Source organism: Candidatus Poriferisodalis sp. (assembly GCF_965221945.1).
In the GTDB taxonomy this organism is placed as follows: Bacteria; Actinomycetota; Acidimicrobiia; order Acidimicrobiales; family Poriferisodalaceae; genus Poriferisodalis.
On record NZ_OZ244925.1, the window covers coordinates 2,252,147 to 2,272,100 of the forward strand.

Annotated in this window: 26 protein-coding genes; 13 read left to right on the forward strand and 13 right to left on the reverse strand. The window is 65.5% G+C overall.

All coding sequences use genetic code 11. The features are described 5' to 3' along the window. The first annotated feature begins 10 nt into the window (after positions 1–10). Together ACOQPH_RS10425 and ACOQPH_RS10430 are read left to right on the forward strand one after the other, a co-directional pair. Positions 11–406 (forward strand): LysM peptidoglycan-binding domain-containing protein, encoded by a 396-nt coding sequence (locus ACOQPH_RS10425; RefSeq protein ID WP_420621330.1) that lies wholly within the window; start codon positions 11–13, stop codon positions 404–406. Beyond that, on the forward strand, positions 406–993 hold the full coding sequence (locus ACOQPH_RS10430) for a phosphatase PAP2 family protein (protein ID WP_420621331.1): 588 nt from the start codon (positions 406–408) through the stop codon (positions 991–993). Before ACOQPH_RS10425 ends, ACOQPH_RS10430 begins: the two co-directional genes overlap by 1 nt. A gap of 71 nt (positions 994–1,064) precedes the next feature. Here the strand turns inward: ACOQPH_RS10430 and ACOQPH_RS10435 are convergent, their stop codons facing one another. Beyond that, a complete protein-coding gene (locus ACOQPH_RS10435) occupies positions 1,065–1,289 on the reverse strand; it encodes a hypothetical protein (RefSeq protein ID WP_420621332.1) in 225 nt (74 codons plus the stop codon). Between the two features lie 175 nt (positions 1,290–1,464). On the opposite strand from ACOQPH_RS10435, the gene ACOQPH_RS10440 reads away from it, so the two are divergent. Next, complete coding sequence (locus ACOQPH_RS10440) at positions 1,465–2,469, forward strand: LLM class F420-dependent oxidoreductase (protein ID WP_420621333.1); 1,005 nt, start codon at positions 1,465–1,467, stop codon at positions 2,467–2,469. A gap of 55 nt (positions 2,470–2,524) precedes the next feature. Here the strand turns inward: ACOQPH_RS10440 and msrA are convergent, their stop codons facing one another. Further along, positions 2,525–3,109: a peptide-methionine (S)-S-oxide reductase MsrA gene (gene msrA, locus ACOQPH_RS10445; RefSeq protein WP_420624344.1), complete on the reverse strand. Its 585-nt coding sequence runs from the start codon at positions 3,107–3,109 to the stop codon at positions 2,525–2,527. Between the two features lie 119 nt (positions 3,110–3,228). On the opposite strand from msrA, the gene ACOQPH_RS10450 reads away from it, so the two are divergent. The 5 genes from ACOQPH_RS10450 to ACOQPH_RS10470 all read left to right on the forward strand — a co-directional run bounded on the left by ACOQPH_RS10450 (position 3,229) and on the right by ACOQPH_RS10470 (position 6,531). Next, on the forward strand, positions 3,229–3,720 hold the full coding sequence (locus tag ACOQPH_RS10450) for an FAS1-like dehydratase domain-containing protein (RefSeq protein WP_420621334.1): 492 nt from the start codon (positions 3,229–3,231) through the stop codon (positions 3,718–3,720). 22 nt (positions 3,721–3,742) lie between these two features. Further along, entirely contained in the window at positions 3,743–4,192 is a 450-nt protein-coding gene (locus tag ACOQPH_RS10455; RefSeq protein ID WP_420621335.1) for an acyl dehydratase, read from the forward strand. Positions 4,193–4,239: 47 nt separating this feature from the next. Continuing rightward, positions 4,240–5,151, forward strand: a complete 912-nt coding sequence (locus ACOQPH_RS10460; protein ID WP_420621336.1) for an LLM class F420-dependent oxidoreductase — start codon at positions 4,240–4,242, stop codon at positions 5,149–5,151. 81 nt (positions 5,152–5,232) lie between these two features. Next, positions 5,233–6,021, forward strand: coding sequence for a maleylpyruvate isomerase family mycothiol-dependent enzyme (locus tag ACOQPH_RS10465; RefSeq protein ID WP_420621337.1), 789 nt, complete (start codon positions 5,233–5,235; stop codon positions 6,019–6,021). Positions 6,022–6,108: 87 nt separating this feature from the next. Beyond that, a complete protein-coding gene (locus ACOQPH_RS10470) occupies positions 6,109–6,531 on the forward strand; it encodes a DUF3237 domain-containing protein (RefSeq protein WP_420621338.1) in 423 nt (140 codons plus the stop codon). Between the two features lie 212 nt (positions 6,532–6,743). Here the strand turns inward: ACOQPH_RS10470 and ACOQPH_RS10475 are convergent, their stop codons facing one another. After that, positions 6,744–8,321: an MFS transporter gene (locus tag ACOQPH_RS10475; protein ID WP_420621339.1), complete on the reverse strand. Its 1,578-nt coding sequence runs from the start codon at positions 8,319–8,321 to the stop codon at positions 6,744–6,746. Then, entirely contained in the window at positions 8,314–9,564 is a 1,251-nt protein-coding gene (locus tag ACOQPH_RS10480; RefSeq protein WP_420621340.1) for a mandelate racemase/muconate lactonizing enzyme family protein, read from the reverse strand. The genes ACOQPH_RS10475 and ACOQPH_RS10480 overlap by 8 nt, the downstream gene beginning before the upstream one ends. A gap of 170 nt (positions 9,565–9,734) precedes the next feature. On the opposite strand from ACOQPH_RS10480, the gene ACOQPH_RS10485 reads away from it, so the two are divergent. From ACOQPH_RS10485 to ACOQPH_RS10495, 3 genes are all read left to right on the forward strand, one after another. Further along, on the forward strand, positions 9,735–10,658 hold the full coding sequence (locus tag ACOQPH_RS10485; RefSeq protein ID WP_420621341.1) for a TauD/TfdA dioxygenase family protein: 924 nt from the start codon (positions 9,735–9,737) through the stop codon (positions 10,656–10,658). A gap of 61 nt (positions 10,659–10,719) precedes the next feature. Next, positions 10,720–11,007 carry a DUF1330 domain-containing protein gene (locus tag ACOQPH_RS10490; protein WP_420621342.1) on the forward strand — a complete coding sequence of 96 codons (288 nt, stop codon included), beginning with the start codon at positions 10,720–10,722 and terminating at the stop codon, positions 11,005–11,007. A gap of 106 nt (positions 11,008–11,113) precedes the next feature. Next, entirely contained in the window at positions 11,114–11,500 is a 387-nt protein-coding gene (locus ACOQPH_RS10495) for a RidA family protein (RefSeq protein ID WP_420621343.1), read from the forward strand. Positions 11,501–11,623: 123 nt separating this feature from the next. Here the strand turns inward: ACOQPH_RS10495 and ACOQPH_RS10500 are convergent, their stop codons facing one another. From ACOQPH_RS10500 to ACOQPH_RS10540, 9 genes are all read right to left on the reverse strand, one after another. After that, a complete protein-coding gene (locus ACOQPH_RS10500; RefSeq protein ID WP_420621344.1) occupies positions 11,624–12,430 on the reverse strand; it encodes a 2-keto-4-pentenoate hydratase in 807 nt (268 codons plus the stop codon). Between the two features lie 125 nt (positions 12,431–12,555). After that, positions 12,556–12,948, reverse strand: coding sequence for a PIN domain-containing protein (locus ACOQPH_RS10505; RefSeq protein ID WP_420621345.1), 393 nt, complete (start codon positions 12,946–12,948; stop codon positions 12,556–12,558). Further along, positions 12,945–13,208: an AbrB/MazE/SpoVT family DNA-binding domain-containing protein gene (locus tag ACOQPH_RS10510; protein ID WP_420621346.1), complete on the reverse strand. Its 264-nt coding sequence runs from the start codon at positions 13,206–13,208 to the stop codon at positions 12,945–12,947. The genes ACOQPH_RS10505 and ACOQPH_RS10510 overlap by 4 nt, the downstream gene beginning before the upstream one ends. A gap of 93 nt (positions 13,209–13,301) precedes the next feature. Then, entirely contained in the window at positions 13,302–13,733 is a 432-nt protein-coding gene (locus ACOQPH_RS10515; RefSeq protein WP_420621347.1) for a TA system VapC family ribonuclease toxin, read from the reverse strand. Beyond that, complete coding sequence (locus tag ACOQPH_RS10520) at positions 13,730–13,951, reverse strand: CopG family transcriptional regulator (protein ID WP_420621348.1); 222 nt, start codon at positions 13,949–13,951, stop codon at positions 13,730–13,732. Before ACOQPH_RS10520 ends, ACOQPH_RS10515 begins: the two co-directional genes overlap by 4 nt. Before the next feature lie 44 nt (positions 13,952–13,995). Continuing rightward, a complete protein-coding gene (locus ACOQPH_RS10525) occupies positions 13,996–14,637 on the reverse strand; it encodes a nitroreductase family protein (protein ID WP_420621349.1) in 642 nt (213 codons plus the stop codon). Between the two features lie 130 nt (positions 14,638–14,767). Then, entirely contained in the window at positions 14,768–15,832 is a 1,065-nt protein-coding gene (locus tag ACOQPH_RS10530; protein ID WP_420621350.1) for an HNH endonuclease, read from the reverse strand. A gap of 157 nt (positions 15,833–15,989) precedes the next feature. Next, a complete protein-coding gene (locus ACOQPH_RS10535) occupies positions 15,990–16,376 on the reverse strand; it encodes a hypothetical protein (protein ID WP_420621351.1) in 387 nt (128 codons plus the stop codon). A gap of 270 nt (positions 16,377–16,646) precedes the next feature. After that, a complete protein-coding gene (locus ACOQPH_RS10540; protein ID WP_420621352.1) occupies positions 16,647–17,987 on the reverse strand; it encodes a hypothetical protein in 1,341 nt (446 codons plus the stop codon). 200 nt (positions 17,988–18,187) lie between these two features. Between ACOQPH_RS10540 and ACOQPH_RS10545 the strand changes: the two genes are divergently transcribed. Together ACOQPH_RS10545 and ACOQPH_RS10550 are read left to right on the forward strand one after the other, a co-directional pair. Continuing rightward, entirely contained in the window at positions 18,188–18,658 is a 471-nt protein-coding gene (locus ACOQPH_RS10545) for a phosphoribosyltransferase (protein WP_420624345.1), read from the forward strand. 83 nt (positions 18,659–18,741) lie between these two features. Beyond that, positions 18,742–19,908 carry an MFS transporter gene (locus ACOQPH_RS10550; protein ID WP_419553931.1) on the forward strand — a complete coding sequence of 389 codons (1,167 nt, stop codon included), beginning with the start codon at positions 18,742–18,744 and terminating at the stop codon, positions 19,906–19,908. Positions 19,909–19,954 lie beyond the last annotated feature (46 nt).

The window sequence follows — 19,954 nt, forward strand, 5'->3', positions numbered from 1 at the left end:
CGTGACGGCGATGGCAATCGCGCTCGCTGCTACTGGTCTGACCAGCGGTTGCACGCTCCTGCCGGGAGAGCCGCGTACGCAGGTCTCCGCCACGACGAGTCCCGGACCAGCCACACCCGCCACGGCGACCACTGAGCCAGAACTGCTGACGCCCTACACCGTCGTGCGCGGCGACACGTTGATTCAGATCGCGGACCGGCACGGCATTCACCTCAACGATCTCGTGAGCGTGAACAACATTGCCGATCCGACCAAGATCTTCGTCGGTCAGATCCTGCTGATCCCGCCGCCGGCCGATCCAAACGCCGGGCCGGCGCTCACGATCGCTCCCGCCACCGACCCGATCCTGCCGCCGCTGCTGCCGACGACGACGGCACCGCCCGTCACTGCCCCGGGATCCGGCTGATGACGGCGGCGGAGCCCCAAGATGCCGGCGACGCCGCGGAGCCGCATGATGCTCTCAGCGCGGCAGCCCGGCAGATCGCCCGCTTCGACGATGCCGTCGACCGCTGGTGGGAAGTCTTGCGAGGTCGCAAGTGGGTCGACCGCGTCATGTACGGCGCCTCAGACGTCGGCGAGTTCAGCCAGCTGTGGCATGTACTGGGTGCAATTCGAGCCCTGGGACCACGCCGGGAAGCCTCCGATGCATTGCGGTTCAGCGCGCTGATGGCGCTCGAGTCGTTGGTTGTGAATCAGGGCATCAAGCGGGTGTTCGCCCGCCGCAGACCTGGCAGTGCCGCTGAGAACCCGACAAACCACCGGTTGCGGCAGCCCATCACGTCCAGCTTCCCTTCGGGGCACGCCTCGGCGGCGTTCTGCGCTGCGGCCGTGCTGTCGCGCAGGTCTCGTCTGGGGCCGCTCTACCGGCTGGCGGCCGCCATTGTGGCCACATCGCGTATCCACGTGCGCCTGCATTATGCGAGCGATGTCATTGCCGGCGCAGTCGTCGGCGAGGTCATCGGGCGCGTTGCCGCCCGGTTGATGCGACGCTGAGCCGGGAGAGCGGTGTCGCAGACCCAGGTGCGAAGCCGCGCTTCAATTCGAAGACTGCTGGTGCCCTGCGCTTAGGCCCGGGCGACACCTTGGTCGCTCTTGGAGATGGCGGGCACGGCCTCGGCCTCATCACTACGACGCAGCAGCGTGCGCACGTCGAGGAGCACATCGGTGATCTCGCCCGATGACACCAACTCGCGTTGGAAGAAGTCGCCCAGTGCGCTGTCGATGACTTCGAGCGCGTCGGAGATGATCCGGGGCTCAGCTGTCCGAGTCGGTTCGGTGGTCTCGGTCATCTCGGCTTCCTCCCCGCGCTCGGCGCCCCTCGAGGCGTCACTGCTGGTTGTGTTCCTCACCCTATCTCGCACCTGACGCCGGCCACCGTCAGTTCACCAAGACGTCACACAACTGCCTCCAAGGGGCTGGCAGGCACTCGGCGACCCACTCGGGAGGCGGGTACGGTGCGCCGCCATGAGCACGACTGAACCATCTGGGTGGCCGCCCCTGGGCGTGACGTTCGGCAGCCTGGGAGTGCTGGGTCCTGCTGCGGTTGTCGACATCGCCCAATCCGCGCAAGCTCAGGGCTACACGTCGATCTGGACGGTCGAAGCCACCGGGTCCGACGCGTTCTCGCTGCTCGGGGCCGTGGCGCATGCGGCTCCGGGTCTCGATCTGGCCACCGGCATCATTCCGGTGCAACTGCGCGCCCCGACGCTCGTGGCCATGACCGCCTCCACGCTGCAGTCGCTCAGCGACGACCGCGACGTGCTCGTCGGCTTGGGTGTGTCGGCGCCCGGGATCCTGCGCCAGCACGGCGAGTCGCCGACGGAGCGGCCCATCGCGATGATGCGCGAGTACGTGGCGTTGCTGCGCGAGTGCCTGAGCGGCGAAGCAGTGACCTTCGAGGGCGACTTCTGGCAAGTACGCCGTTTCCGTCTCGGTATGCGGCTGGGCGAGCGCCGCCCCAAGATCGTGCTGGCGGCGCTGAACCCGCAGATGCTGCGCCTGGCGGGAGAGGTGGCAGACGGCGTGCTGCTCAACTACCTGCCGGCCTCGCACGTACCCGCGGCCGTCGCGGAGGTCCGCGCTGGCGGCGATGCGCAGATCATCTGCTACGTGCACGCTGCCGCCGGCGACCTGGAGCGCTCGGCGCGCTCGGCCCAGCGCGACTTGCTCAACTACGTGATGGCCGACGGCTACGCCAACGCTTTTCGTGCGGCCGGCTTCGGTGACGAAGTGGACGAAGCCCGCGCTCGCCAGTCCGAGGGGGATCGCGAAGGCGCGCTGGCAGCGATCTCGAACGAGATGATCCAGGCGATCGACTTCATCGGTTCGCCAGCGGAGATCGGCGAGTTCGCCCGGACCTATGTCGACGCCGGCGTGGAGCACCCGGTCCTGATGCCGCTGCCGTGGGGTGAGAACAGGCGCACTGTGGCCGACGAGACAATGGAAGCGTTCGCCAACGCGTTCGATTGACGGTCGACCGGGCGCCCGGCCTCTCGGCCGCGGAGCCGCCCGGCCTCTCAGTCGCTCAGTCGGCGGTTGCGACCCCGACTGGGCAGGTCTGACCGGTGCTGCCCAAGCCGCAGTAACCCCACGGGATCTTGTGCAGGTACTGCTGGTGATAGTCCTCGGCGTAATAGAAGGGCCCGGCCAGGCAGATCTCGGTGGTAATGGGGCCCAGTCCGGCACGGTCGAGCACCGCTTGGAACATGTCCCGCGACGAGGTGGCGCGCGCCAACTCGTCTTCGTCCGCTGTGTAGATGCCCGATCGGTACTGCGTGCCGATGTCGTTGCCCTGCCGCATGCCCTGCGTGGGGTCATGACCCTCCCAGAACGCCTTCAGCATGGCCTCATTGCTGGTGATGGCTGGATCGAAGACAGCCAGCACGGCTTCGGTGTGGCCGGTCAGACCCGAGCACACCTCTTCGTAGCTGGGATTCGGCGTTGTGCCGCCGGCGTAGCCCACGGCTGTGGTGTACACGCCGGGCAGCTGCCAGAAGATGCGCTCGGCACCCCAGAAGCAGCCCATGCCGACCACGAGGTGTCCGAACCCCTCGGGGAATGGCGGCGTCATCGGCGTTCCGAGCACGACGTGCGCTGGGGCCACCGGCATCGTTTGGCTGCGCCCGGGCAGCGCCCCCTCGGCGTCCGGTATCTCCAGCTTCCTCGACCACAACGCCACGCTGCTTCCTCCTGCTGCGCCTCAAACGCTAGCGACCTAGTGTCAGGAACATGAGCGAGTCGCTGATTCCAGCCGAGTCGCTGGCGCGCGTCGGCGAGGTGATGTCGGGGCCGGTGACCGTGGTCATCGACCGCCGGGAAGCGCAGCGCTATGCCTACGCCGTCGGCGACGAGAATCCCATCTACTTCGATGAAGCTGCAGCCCAAGCTGCCGGGTACCGGACATTGGTGGCACCGCCCACCTACGTCACCCATGCGGTGATGCAGCCGCAAACCGCATCAGACCTGCGCACGGACGGCCTGTACCGCGATGGCACCGGCGTGCGGCTGCTGGTCAATCGGATGATGTTCGGCGGCGAGGAATGGGACTTCATCGAGCCGGTCTGCATCGGCGATGAGATCACCGCCGTCACCCGGCTCGCTGCGCTTGACCAGAAGGAGGGACGCAAGGGGCCCTTCGTCCGGCAAGTTCGCGAGACAACCTTCGTCAACCAGTTCGGCGACGAAGTCGCCCGTTCCCGCCTGATCGGCATCGCCCGATGACACAGACAACACGGATTGCACCATGAGCACACTCGACAACGATCTCAACGCAACGGCCCGTCTTGCCGACCTCAGCGTCGGAGACAAACTGCCGACGATCTACAAGTTCCCCGACGAGGCGCAGCTCTTCCTGTACAGCGCGGCGAGCCACAATCCGCATCGCATCCACTACGACCGCGACTACGCCCGCTTCGAAGGGTACGAAGACATCCTCGTGCACGGTCCCCTGCAGGGCGCATGGCTCACGCAGTATGTGACCGACTGGGCCGGACCGCAGGCACGCCTCGAGAACGTCACCTGGCAGAACCGCGCCAGCGCGCTCGCGGGCGAAGAACTGGTGTATTCGGGCACGGTGACCGCGGTGGATTTGAAGTCAGGTGTCGTGGAGCTGGAGATCGCCGAGCACACCTCCGACGCAAGGCTGCTCATGCCGGCGACAGCTAGGGTCCGCCTGCCCACTGCATCCGATTGAACACAGGCCCGATTGAGCACAGGGCCCGAGCCGGAGAACAACCACGCATGAAGATCGCCGTCGACTTCCCGTCGATCGTCTTTCGGGAAGGACCCCAGCGGGTGCTCGACTTGGCGAAGTCCGTCGAGGACCTGGGCTACGACGAGATCGCTGCATTCGACCACGTCGTGATGGGCCATCCGGGCGAGGGCCGCTACACCATCTATCCCGCCAACATGCCGATCCTCGAAGCGCTGATGCTGCTGGCCAACGTGGCAGCCGTGACCGAGCGGGTGTCGTTGTCCACCGAAGTGCTGGTGCTGCCTCAACGTCAGCCCGTGCTGGTGGCGAAGCAGATCTCGACGCTGGACACGCTGTCGGGCGGTCGCGTGCGGCTCGGCATCGGCGTGGGCTGGCAGGACTCCGAGTACGACGCGCTGGAGGAGGATTTCCGCACGCGTGGCAAGCGGATGGACGAGGCGATTGACCTCATGCGGACCTACTGGACTGGCGGTTGCATCGAGTTCTCCGGCGAGCACTACAACAGCCATGACATGGGCATGGAGCCCGTGTCGCCACAAGGCGCTGGGATCCCGCTGTGGATCGGCGGCGACAGCCCGGCTGCGCTGCGCCGGACCGCCCAGAAAGGCGACGGCTGGATGGCATCTGGCGTCAGCGACGAGCGAGCGCTCGAGTGCATGGCAGCGATTCGCCGTCGAGCCGAAGAGGACTTCGGCCGAGATCCCGCGTCCATCGGCATGCAGCTGATGCTGGCCCCGCCACCGCGTACCGACGCCGACAAGGGCTTCTACAAGGACCTCGATGCAATCGGCGAGCGAGCCGCAATCGTTGCCGCGATGGGATTCGACTGGGCCTCGGTCAACGTCACGGCGATCTTCCAAGCCGGTGCGCGCTCGGTGGATGCCATGATCGAGCGGCTGGGCGAGATCCTGGGACGCATCCGAGCCGAGGCTGGCTGAGCGGCCCTGCGACGCCCTCGACAGCAACTCTTCCGACGACAACCGATCACAACGCTGACAGCACACAACGGGACGGACCTCATGAGCCAGCCGCAACTCATCATCGACAACCTCAAGGCCTGCTGGGCGAGCTGCAAAGAGTTCTACGGCTCGCTCGAAGGCGACCAGTGGCAGGTGCAGTCGAACTGCCCGGACTGGACGGTCCACGGTGTGCTGGCCCACCAAGTCTCCGTGGAACAGGCGTTGTCGGGCTGGCTGCCTGAGTCGGTCGAGACGCCGCCTCCCTTCGGCGACATCGCTGCCTACGTATCAGCAGCCACGGCCATGAGCGGACCGGCGCTGGCTGAGCTCGCAGCCGAGGTGTGGGACGGGCGCGTTGCACAACTCGAGGCGCTCGACGACGAGGTCTTCGACCGGGGATCGATCACCCCGGTGGGGCCGGGAACCTATGGCCGCTTCATGTCGATCCGGGAATTCGACCACTGGATGCACGAGCGCGACTGCCGCACCCCGCTGGGGATGCCGACCGACAACGGCGGCCCCGCCGCCGAGATGGCCCTGAACGAGGTACACCTGTCGATCGGCTACATCGCCGGCAAGCGGGTCGGCCTCCCCGACGGCTCCTCGATGCGGTTCGACATCACCGGCGCCGTCGAGCGCGATATCTACGTCGCGGTCGATGGCCGCGCAGGCGAGGTCGACCACGTCGAGGATCCGACCGTCACGCTGCACTGCGACTCGATGGCCTTCATGGATCTCACCTGCGGTCGCATCGACCCTGAGGTCCCCATCGCCGCGGGTCTGGTGAGCTGGTCTGGCGATGAGCAGATCGGGGCGCATGCCGCCCGGAATCTGCGCTTCACCATGTAATACGCGGCGGTTGCCGCGGCACTGACCCCTTCTCTTCCGACAACGCCAATCTCGACAAGCCCAATCGCAACAAGCAAGGAGCACCCGATGTCCGAAACTTCCCTGCCAGTACGGCACCTATTCAGCATGGCGATCGATGCCGACCTGTCCAGCGCAACCCGCATCAAGGGCGGTCCCTTCGGCAGCCGCATGATCGCCTCGGTCGACAGCGGCACCGTCACCGGCGAACGCATCAATGGCACGATCCTCGGCCCGTCGGGAGACTGGCTGTACCGCTGGGCCGACGGAACCATGCATCTCGACGTGCGCATTTCGATCCGCACCGACGACGGCACCGACATCTTGATGGAGTACCAGGGCAAGATCGTCGAGGACGGCACACCCCGCTCCGCGCCGACGTTCCAGACGTCGATGGACGGCGACTACGCCTGGTTGAACAAGATCCAGGCGATCGGCATCGGCTCGTTTCCCGAGGGCGGGCTCGTCTACGAGGTGTACGAGCTGCTGTAGCCACCGTGCGGCACGCCACTAGCACCCGTCTGTCCTGATTGGGTTGGCCGCGAGTGAGGGCGCTCAATAGTCGATGCGTTGCCGGTCAACCCTGGTTGCCCCTGACCTGACTCTGTGTGCATAATGTTGGCGGTCGGCGGCTAGCCCTAGGGCCCCCGCCGAAAGTACGCCCCGGACCGGCTGCCGCATGGCAGCTCCGGGGCCTCTGCGTATCAGGCCGCTGCGGGGCGCTTGCGGGGGTAGGCGAATCCCATGAGCGGGATGCAGAGCGCTTGCAGGCCGCCGAGCAGCAGCCACAGCCAGTTGTAGAGGTGCACCTCGTGGGTGCCGCCCAGAACTGCGATGGACACAGCCACGCCGATGCCGCCGACGCTGTACCGCAGCGATTGATGCACGCCGTTCGCAGTCGCGAGGGCGGCAGGCTTGATGTCCACGAGTGCCGCTGAGTTCAGGTGGCTGGCTAGCAGGCCCATGCCCAGGCCGAAGAACACGGTCGCGGGAAAGAACGCAAACCAAAAGCGCACGTTCTCGTCCAGGAAGAACAGCAGCCACAGATGGCCGAATGTGGCGATGAGCGACGCCAGGGCCATCATCCCCCGAAACCCGTGCTTGTCGGCCCAGCGACCGCCGAGCACCGCCATGACCGCCGAGATGATCGGAGCCGGGGTGAACGCCAGACCGACGGCCCACAGGCTGTAGTCCCAGACGCCCACCAGGTATTGGGGCCACAGAAACCAGCTCGTGAAGGCTCCGATCATCGCCAATGACACCGCCATGTTGGCCACGGCGAAGCTGCGAACCCGGAAGAGCCGCGGGTCGAAGAGCGGCTCGTCATGACCGGCGGAGCGCCACAGGAACAGCGGCAGCAGCACCGCGGCACCGATGAAGCACGCGAGGGTCCCGACCGTTCCCCATCCCCAGAAGCGGCCCTGCAGGGTTGCCAGCACGACGAGAAACACCGCAGCAGTCCCCATGGCGACTCCGAGCAAGTCCAGCGGTCGGCTGCGATCGGGCTTGGCTGTCTCGCTCAAGAACCAGATCGAACCCAGGAATGCGAGCGCCGCTATGGGAGCGATGGCCAGGTACACCCAACGCCAGTCGGCGATCTCGAGGATGCCCGCAGCCATGCCGGGAGCGATACCCGACGCCGCCATGCCCGCGGACGCCCAGACGCCGATGACGCTCGCTTGGCGTGCTGCGGGAAATTGCGGCAGGACAAGCGCAAGCGAAGAAGGCACGGTCAGGGCTCCGCACAGCCCCTGCACCACCCGTGCTACGAGGAGCAACTCGATGCCAGGTGCCAGGCCGGCGGCGATCGATGACACGAAGAGGCCGAGCACTCCGAGTCGGAACACCACCAGTCGGCCGTAGCGATCCGCGAGCCGACCGCCGACGATGATCGTGGAGGAGAACGCGAGCGCGTAGCCGCTCACGATCCAGCCCGTAACCGCCCCTGACACGCCGGGGAAGGCCCGAACGATTTCGGGAAATGCGACGTTCGTCACGGTGACGTTGACAGTTCCGAGCACGAACGCCAACGAGCCGGTGGCGAGCGCCAGACGTGCTCGACTCGAGACGCGTTGGTCAGCATTGTCTTGTGGGTGTGGGCGTGGTGACGGTGTCGGCGTCGGCGTCGGGCGCACTGGCGCAATGCGCTCGATGCGTGGCGGGAAGGCGTCGCCCGCGCTGCGTGCTCCGACGATCGGCGTCAGGCGCGGCGCGCCGTCAGCAAATCGAAGTCGGAAGGCCTGCGGTGCGGGGTTCGACGCTGAAGCGGTTTCCTCAGTCATCGCCCGCCGGGGGGCGGCGTTCGCGGAGGCCACTCAGCCGGGGAGGGTGCGCTGCGAGAGCCTCTTCGATGGGCTCGGTTCCCCAGCCGGGCGCATCGCCGAGCATGAGGTGGCTGTCGACGTAGTTCGGCGCGACGGTCACGATCTCGTCGTCCCACGGAATGCGGTCGATGTCGGTTTCCATGATGATGATGTTGGGGGTAGCCGCCGCCCAGTGGGCGTTCATCATCGTTGCGAGGTGCCCGTAGAAGTTGTGCGGCGCGACGCTGTGGCCCATGCCGTCGGCCATTGCGGCCATCTTGGCGGACTGCCAGAAGCCGTTCCAGATGCCGTCGATGATCGGCACGTCGAGCGACCCGGCAACCAGGTACGGGTACAGTTCGCGCACGCCGAACAGCGACTCTCCCCCGCTGATCGTGCATCCGGCCTTCGAGCGGATGTGCGCCATGGCGTCGGGATGATCGGTGTCGATTTCGATCCAGAAGAGCCCGAAGTCGGCCAGCTCTCGCACGATGCGGGCGTAGCCCTCGGTGCGAGCGTTGAAGTTCAGGTCCAACAGCAGGTCCATGTCGTCGCCGGCGCCGTCCCGGAACGCCTGCAAAGTCGCCCGGATCTCGTTGATGAGCTGGCGCGACACGTTCAGCTCGGGCGCGAACGGCGTGCCGAAGCCCGGCAGCCAGCCGCGCAGCCCGTCCGGCGTCTGGCGGAAGATGTTCGTCTTGAGCGCCGTGAAGCCTCGCTCGGCAACCTCGGCGCCGAGCGCACGCACGCCGTCGAGATCGGTGATGCGGTTGCCGTAGATGTGCGCGAGGTTGATGCGCCACGTCCTGCAGTGCGACCAGTACACGCGGATGCGGTCGCGCACCTTGCCGCCAAGCAGGTCGTAGCAGGGCACTCCCAGCGTGCGGGCCTTGGCATCGAGCAGCGCGTTCTCGATCGCGCCGAGCGCTTCGCCGATGACGCCGCTGGCCGCTTGGCGGGTACGAGCGAAGAGGTACTGGTAGGTGGGCTCGTGATCGAAGACTGACCGGCCGATGACCAGCGGTGCCAGCGCTTCGATGGCGGTGGTGAGGCCGGGTGAGGAGAAGCCTTCGTCGTACTCGGCCCAGCCGACCACGCCGTCGGCGGTGGTGACCTTCAAGAAGTAGTAGTTCCGCCACGCCGCATCGCACGACAGGGTCTCGATGCGTTCGACCACTGTTCCGCTGTCGGCGGAACCAATGCTCGATGCGGCATCAACCATGGACTGCTCCTTGGGGTGCTCGGAGTTGAGGGCCTTCTGGCCCCGGGTGAGTCTTGCCTGCCCGCGGCGCGCTCACCAGATTGCCGACGCATCAGCAGCTCATGTGACCCGGCTTCGCAAGGCCGAATCGCCACCCTGAAGCCACTTTGGGCCGGTGGTACGATCCGTCCATGACGGCTGTCACGCTGAACATCGAACCTGTCGATGCCACGTTCGGAGCGTGGATTCACGACATTGAGCTGCGGACCATCAACGACGTCACCTTCGAGGCGCTGCACGAAGTCTGGTTGGAATACGCACTGCTGATCTTCTCTGGTCAGTTCCTGACCAACGACGAGCAGGACGCATTCGCGATGCGTTTCGGCAACCTGGAATTCAACGCGGCGCCAATCTCGAACGTCGGCAAGGACGGCCAAGTCCACTACGAGCCCGCCGACGAACTCGTGAAGTCGCTGAAGGGCAATTGGGGTTGGCATCACGACAGCACCTACATGCCGCTGCAGGCCAAAGGCGCCGTGTTCACGGCCGAGCTGGTGCCCAAAGACGGCGCCGACACGGGCTGGGCCGACATGCGGGCCGCGTATGAGGTGCTGTCCGACGAAGACCGCGAGCTGGTGCACACGCTGGAAACGCACCATTCGCTGTACTACAGCCAGGGTCGGGCGGGCTTGCTGCCGAACAAGAAGGACGATGGCACCTACGGCATGTACGGCTACCACGACATGGACATATCGGTCCGGCCGATGGTGAAGTACCACCCCGACACCGGTCGGCCCAATCTGCTGATCGGCCGCCACGCCCACGACATTGTCGGCATGGACCCAGAAGAGTCTGTGGCATTGCTGGACCGGCTCAACCGCGAGGCGTGCCAGCTGCCACGCATCTACCAGCACGCGTGGACCGAGGGCGAGGCCGTGATCTGGGACAACCGCCGCCTCATGCATCAGGGCGTGCCGTTCGACATGTCCCAGCCGCGAAAGATGTGGCATTCCCGCATCGCCGGCGAAGTCGAGACCGAGCTGGCGCTCAACCACACACCGGAGTCAGCGGGCTTCAAGCACGGGCGCGACGCCATCCTGAACTCGGTCGGCTAGCAGCCGGCGCAACACGCAGTCGTCTGCTGGCGGATCCGGCACCTGCACCGAAAGGAACACCGTGGCTGCATACGTGATCACGCGGGTCAACGTCACCGATCCGGACCAGTACGAGAAATACAAGGCGCTGTCGCCGGCCGCTGTCGCCGAGTGCGGCGGGAAATTCATCGTGCGAGGCGGCGAGTCGGTGACCCTCGAGGGCCCCGAGGAGAACCGGCGTCTGGTCGTGTTGGAATTCCCCGATATGGACTCGGCGAAGGAGTTCTACGACTCCGAGAAGTACCGCCACGCCCGCCACGTCCGGGCTGGTGCCGCCGAATTCCAGATGGTCGTCGTCGAGGGCGCGTAACCCGCGCGCCGACAGCCGAATCTTCCCGTGCCTCGCGCATCCTCGCGTAGGTTTGCGGGCACGACCCGAGCAGGGGCTGAGCATCAGCCGCAGAGGAGAACTCGCCATGGCACGCACGTCGATTGAGATCGAGAGCTTCCAGCACGCCAATCCGATTCCCGCTGCGACGCGTATCGGACCGCTCGTGGTGAGCAGCATCACGCCGCCGACCAACCCGGGCTCGCGTGACGTTCCCGACTCCCTCGAAGAGCAGATCGACAACCTGTTCACCCATGTCGGCCAGATGCTCGAGGGCGCCGGTGCCACCTGGGACGACATGGCGAAGATGACGTTCTACGTCACCGACCCGGCTGCGTCCCGCCCGGCGCTGAACGGACCGTGGCTTGAGCGCTTCCCCGACCCGGAGTCGCGGCCGTCTCGCCACAACATGAAAGTGGAAGGCGGCGGGCCCGCGAAGATCTCCTGCGACTTCGTGGCCTACGTCGAAGACTGAGCCGCGGCATCTGCGTTCGCGGCGCACGGACGGACTCTCGTAGTGGTGTGCATACACACCTGTGTATATGCACACCTGTAGATGTGAGCACACTTCTATAGAGCTGACCCGAGTCGCTGGGGCTCAATCCTCGGGCAGTCCGACGCCGAAGCTGATCTGGCCGAGGGGGCCGAAGTCGGCGACGACGGCGTCGCCGGGGCGGATTGTGCGGGCACGGATGAACGAGCCGGACAGGATCGCGTGGCCGGCTGACATCGTGACGCCGAACTCGTCGAGCTTGCGGGCCAGCCAGGCCACCGAGTTGAGCGGATTGCCCATCACGGCCGCTGCGGTGCCGGATTCTTCCAGGTCGCCGTTCAGGTACAGGGCTCCGCCGATGTGCCGGATGTCGATGTCGGTCAGCTTGGTGGGGCGGCCGCCCACGATGATGAAACCGCACGATGCTGCGTCGGCGATGCTGTCGGCCACGCCGGCTTGGGTGCTGCGCCGGTTGTAGCGCCGATCCACCACCTCGATGCCGGGCAAGATGAAATCGGTCGCCCGCATCACGTCGATGGCGTTGGTGTCCGGTCCGCCAAGGTCCGACTTCAGCACGAAGACGATCTCGATCTCCACCAGCGGCACGTTGAGGATCGACGCGGGCACCATGCAGCCCTCGTCGAGGAACCAGTTGTCAAACAGCGTTCCGTAGTCGGGCTCGGTGGCGCCCGAGGTCGAGCGCATGGCCTTGGAGGTCAGCCCCACCTTGTGGCCCTTGACGACTCTGCCGGCGGCAACCTTGGCGTCGGTCACCATCTGCCCGATGGCGTAGGCGTCTTCGATGTCGGCGCCCGGGTAGGTGTCGGTGATCGGGTCGATCCACTCGCGGGTGTTCTCGGCATGCAGCAGTGCCGCGGCGGCCTCATGCCGCTGCTCGTCAGTCATCGCCATGTCGCCCTCCCCATCTCTGGTTTCTCAGCGCGTCGAGTCGCCAGCCAGCAGAGAACGCTAGAGCCTCCGCTGCCCCGCCCATCCGCCGACGGCCGCCCCCGCCTTGGCCTGATGAAGTTCAAGCCCTACGGCTCGACCCGCTCGACGCTGCGCACGCTGTCAATGCCGCGATCGAAAGAGGCGATTCTGCCGATGCCGGTTTGCTCCGCCGAAGCCACGAGGTAGGCATCTGCGAAGGCCAGACGATATGTCTCGTAGATCTCGATCGCGCGAAACAACAGCGCGGGATCTTCTACACGAACAGCTCCTGTGGCCAACACACCTCGAGTCAACTCGGCCACGCGTGCCCGCGGCATGGCATAGAACGACTGGAGCACAAAGATCGTTTCAGCCAGAATCAAATCCGCCAGCAGCAGCGTCTCTCCAGATGCCAGCAGCCGTGCGGATGCGGCTGCGGACTCAGGCGGGCTCCCTGTGAGCTGACGGACGAGGACGTTGGTGTCGACGAACGCCGTCACGACTCGTCGATGTCCATTGCCTCGCGGGCCCAAGCTTCATGGGTCTGCGCGAGTACTTCTTCCCACGGTGTGTCGCGTTTCTCCGGGGGCACCTCCACGCTTCCCGCGAGTTCAATGAGATCGGGGATGCGCTGCATGACCGCCTGCTCAGACTCGATCCTGAACAGCACGGCATCGCCTGGGCTGATGCCCAGCGCTTCGCGCACGCTCTTGGGAATGGTCACCTGCCCCTTGGAGGTGACTCGCGCCATCATTTGCATGTCGGATTCCTTACCGCTTTCAGGAAGTAAGGAAATACTACTTGCGGCGAGTGCATTGGACGGGTAGCCGACGGCGATGTGGGCCGGTGTCGATCAGTCTGGGTCGAGGACGAGAACCCGCTGCGGGTCGTCCGCCAGCAAGGCCATGGCCTTGTCGAAGGTCGCGACGCAGCCGTCGTGGCGATCGGCTAGGGCAATGAGGTGTGCGTCGGTTACCTGTCGATAGCCCGTCAGCCGCTCTGGGCCGCTTGATAGAGCCTGGGAAGGATCGATGTCGTCGATCCAAAACACGTGGCCTTCCACTAAAGCGAGCGCTCTCATGACCGAGGCTGCCTCATGCGGCGACCGCGCATCGGGCAAGATCCGCCGGTTCGACGAGACACGAATGAAACCGAGTTGCACCACCGGTGTCGTAGCCCATGGCGCTCCCTGACGAGAGGTGAACCAGTCGACAGCCGCCCCATGATGGACGTGTGTCGGCCAGGCCAGGGCGACAAGCACGTTGACGTCAAGAAGAGGCGTCACCAATCTTCGCTCGCCGCACGAACCATCTCCGGCGTGATCGGGCCGCTGTCAGTCCCGACCTCGAACCCGGGCACTCCCCGAGAGGCAGCTCCCGGGCGTTGCCGACAGCCGCGACGTGCCAATTCCGACATGGCTGCCCCGATCGAGATACCCCGTTCCTGTGCCAGTGAGCGCGCGACGGCAAGCACGTCATCGTCCAGTTCCAGCGTCGTCCGCATCGCGTCATCATAACATCACAACATCACAGCCGACGGCACGCGGGCTAGTAGGCCGAGTCGCCCCAGGTCTCGTTGAAGACGATCTCTGAGAGCGGCAGGCGGTCGAGCTTGCGTGGGAACGGTGTGGATCGGTAGCCGACGGCGATGTGCGCTGCGGTGGCCACGCCCTCGGGGATGTCCAGCATCTCGGCGACCTGCGGCTCGTACATGCACAGCAGCGTCGTGAGTGCCGTGCCGAGGCCAGCTTCGCGGCAGCCGAGCAGGAAGTTCTGCACGGCCGGGTAGATCGAGCCGCCGCCCACGACGCTGAGGCGGCCGAGCTCGGTGTCGGTCGGATGGACCCCGTCGATGTAGCCACAGGCCACGACAATGGCAGGCACCTCTGCGAAGTGCTCGGCGAAGTAGTCGGCGCTGTCCAGCAGGCGCTTCGCCTTGTCCCCGACAATCTCGATCTCGCCGGAACGAGCCAGCCCCAGGTACGCCTTCCACGGTTCCAGATACCACTCCTGCAGTTGCCGCTTCTTCTCGTCATCTCGCACGACGATGAATCGCACTGGCTGGCGGTTGCCGCCCTGGGGTGCATGGCGTGCGTAGTCAAACGCACGCTCCAACGTCTCATCGGACACCGGGTCGTCGGTGTAGTACCGTGTCGTCATCGACGTGAGTGCTGCTTCGCCTAGTTCCATGGGTTTCCTCGCTTGGCTGGGTCCGATCGGAGCCTGCCGACGCCCGAACCGAACGTCGATGGCGCGACAGTAGCCACGACACGACTCGTCGTCGGCTCCACCGGCAAGAGACGGGTCGGCAGCACGGGGCCTATTGCAATAGTGCGAGCACCTTGCGTTTGCCTTCGTCTCCGATCGGCTGAATTCCGCGATCGACGTCCCACACGCCAGTCGTTGCGTCGAGTGCCTCATAAATGTTGGCTGCCACTCGCCGGACGCCGTCAATGCCAGCCGGCCAGTTGTGGTCGTTCGCACACTCTTGGATCTCCACAGAGTTGGAATTGAAGTGACGAAGCCATCGCTTTACCGCATCAGGCGCCAGCAGCGAGTCAGCTTTCTTGCTATTGACGCTCCGCGTCGTCATGAGGAAGTTCTCGATTTGCGACAGGCGCACCCTTGACCAGGGCATTACATGATCTAACGAACCACCGGTTGCGGGCAGCGGATCGCCTGTGAAGATGCAGCGTCCGTCTTGAATCTGGACGAGACGCTCCCGCATCGCTGGCGGGGGCATGAGCCTCTCGCGGCCGAACAAGTGGGAATAGACGTCGTCGACCGGCAGCTTGAGCGTCTCATGGTTGAACCGCACGACCGCCTGAGCAAACCGGAACTCAACCAAGGGTCGAAGAATGCCCGCGAACTTTGTGAGGCTCTCAACAACGCCCGGGAGAAGCGTGATGCCTGACTTGTCCAAAGTCGGGTCGTACAGGAACGGATCGGGATTGCCCGGCAGCTGCTGGAGATAACGCACCGGGTTCTTCAACAGGGATGCCCGGACGCGCGCGAGCGCGGTCTCGTACTCTTCCTCCCACTCCAGGTGCCATTCGGAGTCCTTGATGCCGTGTTTGACAATGTCCAACGGCTTTTCTCGGAGATCTCCGCGGTGGTGGAATTTCAGCAACTTCCGGAGCCTGTGGACCTCCTGCATGACCTTCGTGTCATCGGCAGTCGTGCCGTCCCCGCGCCGCTTGCGTGCCGAACTCTGACGCAGTGTGACGTCGCCGTCAGGGCCTGCGTACGGGGTTGCGTGCTCCCAGTGGATTTCGAGGTAGCGCTCGGCCAGTTGAGTTCGAGTAATCCCGGGAGCGTCGGTGTCGAGCCTCGGTGCCAGATCGAGCAACGTGAGAATCAGACCCAGCTTGTTGGTGCCCGTCATCGCAGCGCGATCGAGTATTTCAAGCACACCCTGAATTGGGTCCAGCCGCGCCGACGATCCGACGCTGGGGGAACTCACTCAAGCGACCGTAACGCAAGTGCTCTCCCAACCAAGGAAGTACGGGCGCTGCGAAAGGGCAGGGAATGGCGCCCTGAGATCATTCCACCGTTGGCGCGCGTCGGCCGACAGCGCGTGTGCAGAGATCGCAGATGCATTCGACCTGGCTGAGACGAGCAGGCGGGCACTCCATCTCGATGCCGAGATGGGCCATTTGCCCATTGAGTTCGCCGACCGTCAACGCTTGGTATCGATGACTCCTGCCGTCGGTGAGCTCCACATACGCGACCGGCCCGAAGTGGTACTCCAACTCACCCGATTCCTCGTCGACAAATTCGACGTCTCCCCACCACAGCTGGAATCCCACGACGCCGATCGTGTCTCGCGGCGGAATCGAGATGCCTGTGTCGGACGTCGCCGCCGTTGCCTCAGTGTCGGAGCCAACCATCACGCGACGTCTCGTGCCCGCGCCGAAGGTGTGAGCCATGCTTGAGCTCCATTCGAGACTTGACGCACCTGTTGATCGACGAAGCCTGCCTCGGGATCAGGCATTGTCATCACCTCCTCGGATCCGCCTGAGTGTCGCCACGGGGTGCGACATCCACCTCGAAGCCACCGACCGCGAACGGAAGAGAACGAAGTGCGGCCACACCTCGACTGGAGCCGCACTAGATCCCAAACAATAGAAGAAGCGAGCTGCAGACGGCGGAGACGGGGAAGGCCGAGTGGGCCGTGTGCATGAGCTGGCAGACGCGCCCTACGCGAAGCCGAAGATCGGCGGGAAGGCCACGACTATCACCGCAGCCCACGCGGCGTAGACGCCGAAGTGGACGGTCTGCCAGCGCACGATGTCGGCGAACGGTCGGCGTCGGCGCAACAACCGGGCATAGAGCCACGTCGTGCCAGCCAGGTTGACCAGGAGAATGAGGTTCATGCCCAGTACCGCAGCCCGGTTGGGGCTCCAGCCGTATTGGGCGATTCGACCGATGATCACTACCAGGACCAGCAGGTCGGTGATGAGTGCAGAGCCGGCCAGCACCGTCTGCAAGATGTCGAATCCCTCGAGCGGGGCATCGGGGCGCCGAGCCGAGGCCGAATACAGGATGAGCGCCAGGACCAGAGCCACCAGCACGTTGAAGAAGAAGAGCACCTCGCGATCTCCATGGATGATCTGTCGACGAAACTGGGTGACCACGAGGAACACCAGCAGCATGGCTGCGAACAATGGCGTGAAGAGACGGGACAGCACCGGTGCCACGCCCGACACCACGCCACCGCGTTCCTCGGCGAGCCAGGCCGCGACGACGACTGCGCCAGCCGCACCGCACGGCAAGAGCCACAAGCTCGCGAAGTCCGTGACGTCGACTCCGATGGCCCAAAACGCCCAGACCGTGGCAGTGACAAACACGCCTCCGCCGAGGGCGATCAGCACGTACCAGACAAACCACTCGCCGGTGAATCGCACGTAGCCCATCCGCCGCTGTGACGACCGCCATTCGCCGCCGGTGTACGCAACACCGACAACAAGCCACAACAGCGCAAGCAGGTGCATCATCGCGAGGATGTCGGTGGAGCCACCCTCGTCGAACGGGTATGCATTGACGACTGCCGCCAGCGCCCCAAAGACCGCGGCGAGTGCGACAACCGCCCGAATCGGCGGTCGGCGCAGCCATACGAACCAACCCGCTAACGCCGGCAGCACCAGGAAGCCGATGTTTCGGCCGTAGAAGCTGCCTGTGTCGGAAGGGTCGGTCAGTCCGAAACCGAATGCCTCCGGCAGCCGGATCGCAATGGCTGCAACGCACGCGAACACCGCCATCACGACGAAGCCGCGACGACCCTCGACCAGCGCGACCGCAGCGCCCGGCGCTTCAGGCACCGGTTCAGCGAGATCGTCGCTGGGCATGTCCCAAAGCCCCGCAAAATGCTCCCGTGCGAACGCCTGCACCGCCGGATCGTTCGCCGCCAGACGCCTCACCGCGATCAGGAACGTCTCATCCTCCGCCAGGCCTGCCTCGCGCAGCGCTCCAATCTCGTCCCCAAGCCGGAGTTCCAGTTGGCGGCTGTTGATGGCCTCTAGTCCATCTGAGTCAGGCATCTAACGGGGCGGATTCCGGAAGACTTCACGCTTCCGTCCGCTTCCAGACACGCTTGTCAGCGTATGCCGGGTTGTGGGCAGGCGAGCGTGCACTCGGTCGTGTGCGAACCGGGTGCACGCGCCTAGCGTGCTGACACGACAGTGGCGACGGCCTGGGAGGGCGCGTGAGCGAGGCGACGGACGCTGAAGAACGCGAAGTGATGGACTGGCGGCGCTACGGCACCGCCGTGCGGGAGCTGGCGCAGATGATCGCTGACGACGGCTACCGGCCCGAGATGATCCTGGCCATTGCGCGGGGCGGGCTGTTCTGCGCTGGCTCGCTGGGCTATGCCCTGTCGGTCAAGAACATCTACGTCATGAACTGCGAGTACTACACCGGCGTGGACGAACGCCTCGAAGTGCCGATCATGCTGCCGCCCACGCCCGATCTCGTCGACCATCGCGACTCGGACATCCTCATCGCCGACGATGTCGCCGACACCGGCCACACGCTCAAGATGGTGTACGACTTCTGCCTGCCGCGAGTGCGCAGCGTCCGCACCGCAGTGCTGTACGAAAAGCCCTGGTCCACGGTCAGCTGCGACTGGGTGTGGCGCCACACCGACCAGTGGATCAACTTCCCCTGGTCGACCGAGTCGCCGATTGTCACTGACGAGCAGGCTCGGGCCTGAGCTCGACGCGACCGTCACCGGGCGCCTCCACTGGCGCCAGCCGCCCGCCAAGACGTATCGGCGAACGCGAATTCATCCTGCTCATGGCGCTGGCAAGCGCCATGGCGGCCATCGCCATCGACACGCTGCTCCCGGCATTCGAGCAGATGCGTCCTGCGTTCGGTCTCAGCGCCGACTCCACGCAACTGTCGCTGACGCTCACGCTGTTCTTCGCCGGCATGGCGGTGGGCACCCTCTTCTATGGCCCGCTCGCCGACGCCATCGGTCGCAAGCCGCTGCTGTTCTTCAGCTTGGGGCTCTATGCCGTGGCAGCCGTGGTGGGCGCCTTGGCCCCATCGCTGGAGGTGCTGCTGGCCAGCCGATTCGTATGGGGCGTTGCCGCAGCAGGCCCGCGCACACTCACCCAGGCCATCGTGCGAGACCGCTTCAGCGGCACCGCCATGGCCCGGGCGATGACGCTCATCCAGACCGTGTTCTTCCTGGGGCCCATCCTGGCCCCGATCCTCGGCAAGGGCCTCGTGGCGCTGGGGTCGTGGCGCTACACCTTGCTCTTCGGCGCAGCGAGCGCAGGCGTGCTGGCGCTGTGGTCGCTGCGGCTGCCCGAGACGCTCGCGGATGAGAACCGCAGGCCGCTGAGCTTCGCCACCACGCTCGCCGGCTTCCGCAGCGTGATCGCAAACCGCACGACCCTCGGGTACACGCTGGCAGTCACGTTCGGATTCGGCGCGCTCTTCTCGTTCCTTGCCAGCTCAGAACTCATCTTCGTCGACGTCTATGGGCGGCCGAGCTGGTTCGTTCCGTACTTCTCCACGATGAGCGCAATCGCCGCAGGCGTGTCGATCGCCAACAACCAGATGCTGCGCCGGGTTGAAGCGCGCCCGCTTGCACTCGTTGCCGGCGTCGCTTTCACGGCGACCTCGGGTGCGCTGCTGGCTGTCACTGCCGCATCTGGCGGTCTGCCCAGGATCGGAGTGTGGATCTTGCTGTTCAGCCTGGCGAACGCTGCGATGATCGGGTTCTTTCCCGTCGCCATCAGCCTCGCGCTCGAACCGATGGGCGCACTGGCGGGCACGGCTGCTGCAGTCGTGGGTTTCTGCTCGACCGGGCTGGGCGCATTGCTCGCTGCGATCACCGATCGAGCGATCGCCGGCGACGTGATGCCGATTGGCGTGAGCTACTTCGTCTATGGCGTCCTGGCCCTCGCCTGCCAGCTGTGGGCACGGCGCGCATCTGGGCGTGCCCGCTTCTGACCTCGGTTGCAGCCTGCTGGAGCCCGCCGACACTGCGGGGCAGCGC

Excerpts from the sequence above, each read along its gene's own strand:
- ACOQPH_RS10425 (WP_420621330.1), top strand. The coding sequence starts at position 11 with ATGGCAATCGCGCTCGCTGCTACTGGTCTGACCAGCGGTTGCACGCTC.
- ACOQPH_RS10430 (WP_420621331.1), top strand. The coding sequence starts at position 406 with ATGACGGCGGCGGAGCCCCAAGATGCCGGCGACGCCGCGGAGCCGCAT.
- ACOQPH_RS10435 (WP_420621332.1), bottom strand. The coding sequence starts at position 1,289 with ATGACCGAGACCACCGAACCGACTCGGACAGCTGAGCCCCGGATCATC.
- ACOQPH_RS10440 (WP_420621333.1), top strand. The coding sequence starts at position 1,465 with ATGAGCACGACTGAACCATCTGGGTGGCCGCCCCTGGGCGTGACGTTC.
- msrA (WP_420624344.1), bottom strand. The coding sequence starts at position 3,109 with ATGCCGGTGGCCCCAGCGCACGTCGTGCTCGGAACGCCGATGACGCCG.
- ACOQPH_RS10450 (WP_420621334.1), top strand. The coding sequence starts at position 3,229 with ATGAGCGAGTCGCTGATTCCAGCCGAGTCGCTGGCGCGCGTCGGCGAG.
- ACOQPH_RS10455 (WP_420621335.1), top strand. The coding sequence starts at position 3,743 with ATGAGCACACTCGACAACGATCTCAACGCAACGGCCCGTCTTGCCGAC.
- ACOQPH_RS10460 (WP_420621336.1), top strand. The coding sequence starts at position 4,240 with ATGAAGATCGCCGTCGACTTCCCGTCGATCGTCTTTCGGGAAGGACCC.
- ACOQPH_RS10465 (WP_420621337.1), top strand. The coding sequence starts at position 5,233 with ATGAGCCAGCCGCAACTCATCATCGACAACCTCAAGGCCTGCTGGGCG.
- ACOQPH_RS10470 (WP_420621338.1), top strand. The coding sequence starts at position 6,109 with ATGTCCGAAACTTCCCTGCCAGTACGGCACCTATTCAGCATGGCGATC.
- ACOQPH_RS10475 (WP_420621339.1), bottom strand. The coding sequence starts at position 8,321 with ATGACTGAGGAAACCGCTTCAGCGTCGAACCCCGCACCGCAGGCCTTC.
- ACOQPH_RS10480 (WP_420621340.1), bottom strand. The coding sequence starts at position 9,564 with ATGGTTGATGCCGCATCGAGCATTGGTTCCGCCGACAGCGGAACAGTG.
- ACOQPH_RS10485 (WP_420621341.1), top strand. The coding sequence starts at position 9,735 with ATGACGGCTGTCACGCTGAACATCGAACCTGTCGATGCCACGTTCGGA.
- ACOQPH_RS10495 (WP_420621343.1), top strand. The coding sequence starts at position 11,114 with ATGGCACGCACGTCGATTGAGATCGAGAGCTTCCAGCACGCCAATCCG.
- ACOQPH_RS10500 (WP_420621344.1), bottom strand. The coding sequence starts at position 12,430 with ATGGCGATGACTGACGAGCAGCGGCATGAGGCCGCCGCGGCACTGCTG.
- ACOQPH_RS10510 (WP_420621346.1), bottom strand. The coding sequence starts at position 13,208 with ATGCAAATGATGGCGCGAGTCACCTCCAAGGGGCAGGTGACCATTCCC.
- ACOQPH_RS10520 (WP_420621348.1), bottom strand. The coding sequence starts at position 13,951 with ATGCGGACGACGCTGGAACTGGACGATGACGTGCTTGCCGTCGCGCGC.
- ACOQPH_RS10525 (WP_420621349.1), bottom strand. The coding sequence starts at position 14,637 with ATGGAACTAGGCGAAGCAGCACTCACGTCGATGACGACACGGTACTAC.
- ACOQPH_RS10530 (WP_420621350.1), bottom strand. The coding sequence starts at position 15,832 with ATGACGGGCACCAACAAGCTGGGTCTGATTCTCACGTTGCTCGATCTG.
- ACOQPH_RS10535 (WP_420621351.1), bottom strand. The coding sequence starts at position 16,376 with ATGGCTCACACCTTCGGCGCGGGCACGAGACGTCGCGTGATGGTTGGC.
- ACOQPH_RS10540 (WP_420621352.1), bottom strand. The coding sequence starts at position 17,987 with ATGCCTGACTCAGATGGACTAGAGGCCATCAACAGCCGCCAACTGGAA.
- ACOQPH_RS10545 (WP_420624345.1), top strand. The coding sequence starts at position 18,188 with ATGGACTGGCGGCGCTACGGCACCGCCGTGCGGGAGCTGGCGCAGATG.
- ACOQPH_RS10550 (WP_419553931.1), top strand. The coding sequence starts at position 18,742 with ATGGCGCTGGCAAGCGCCATGGCGGCCATCGCCATCGACACGCTGCTC.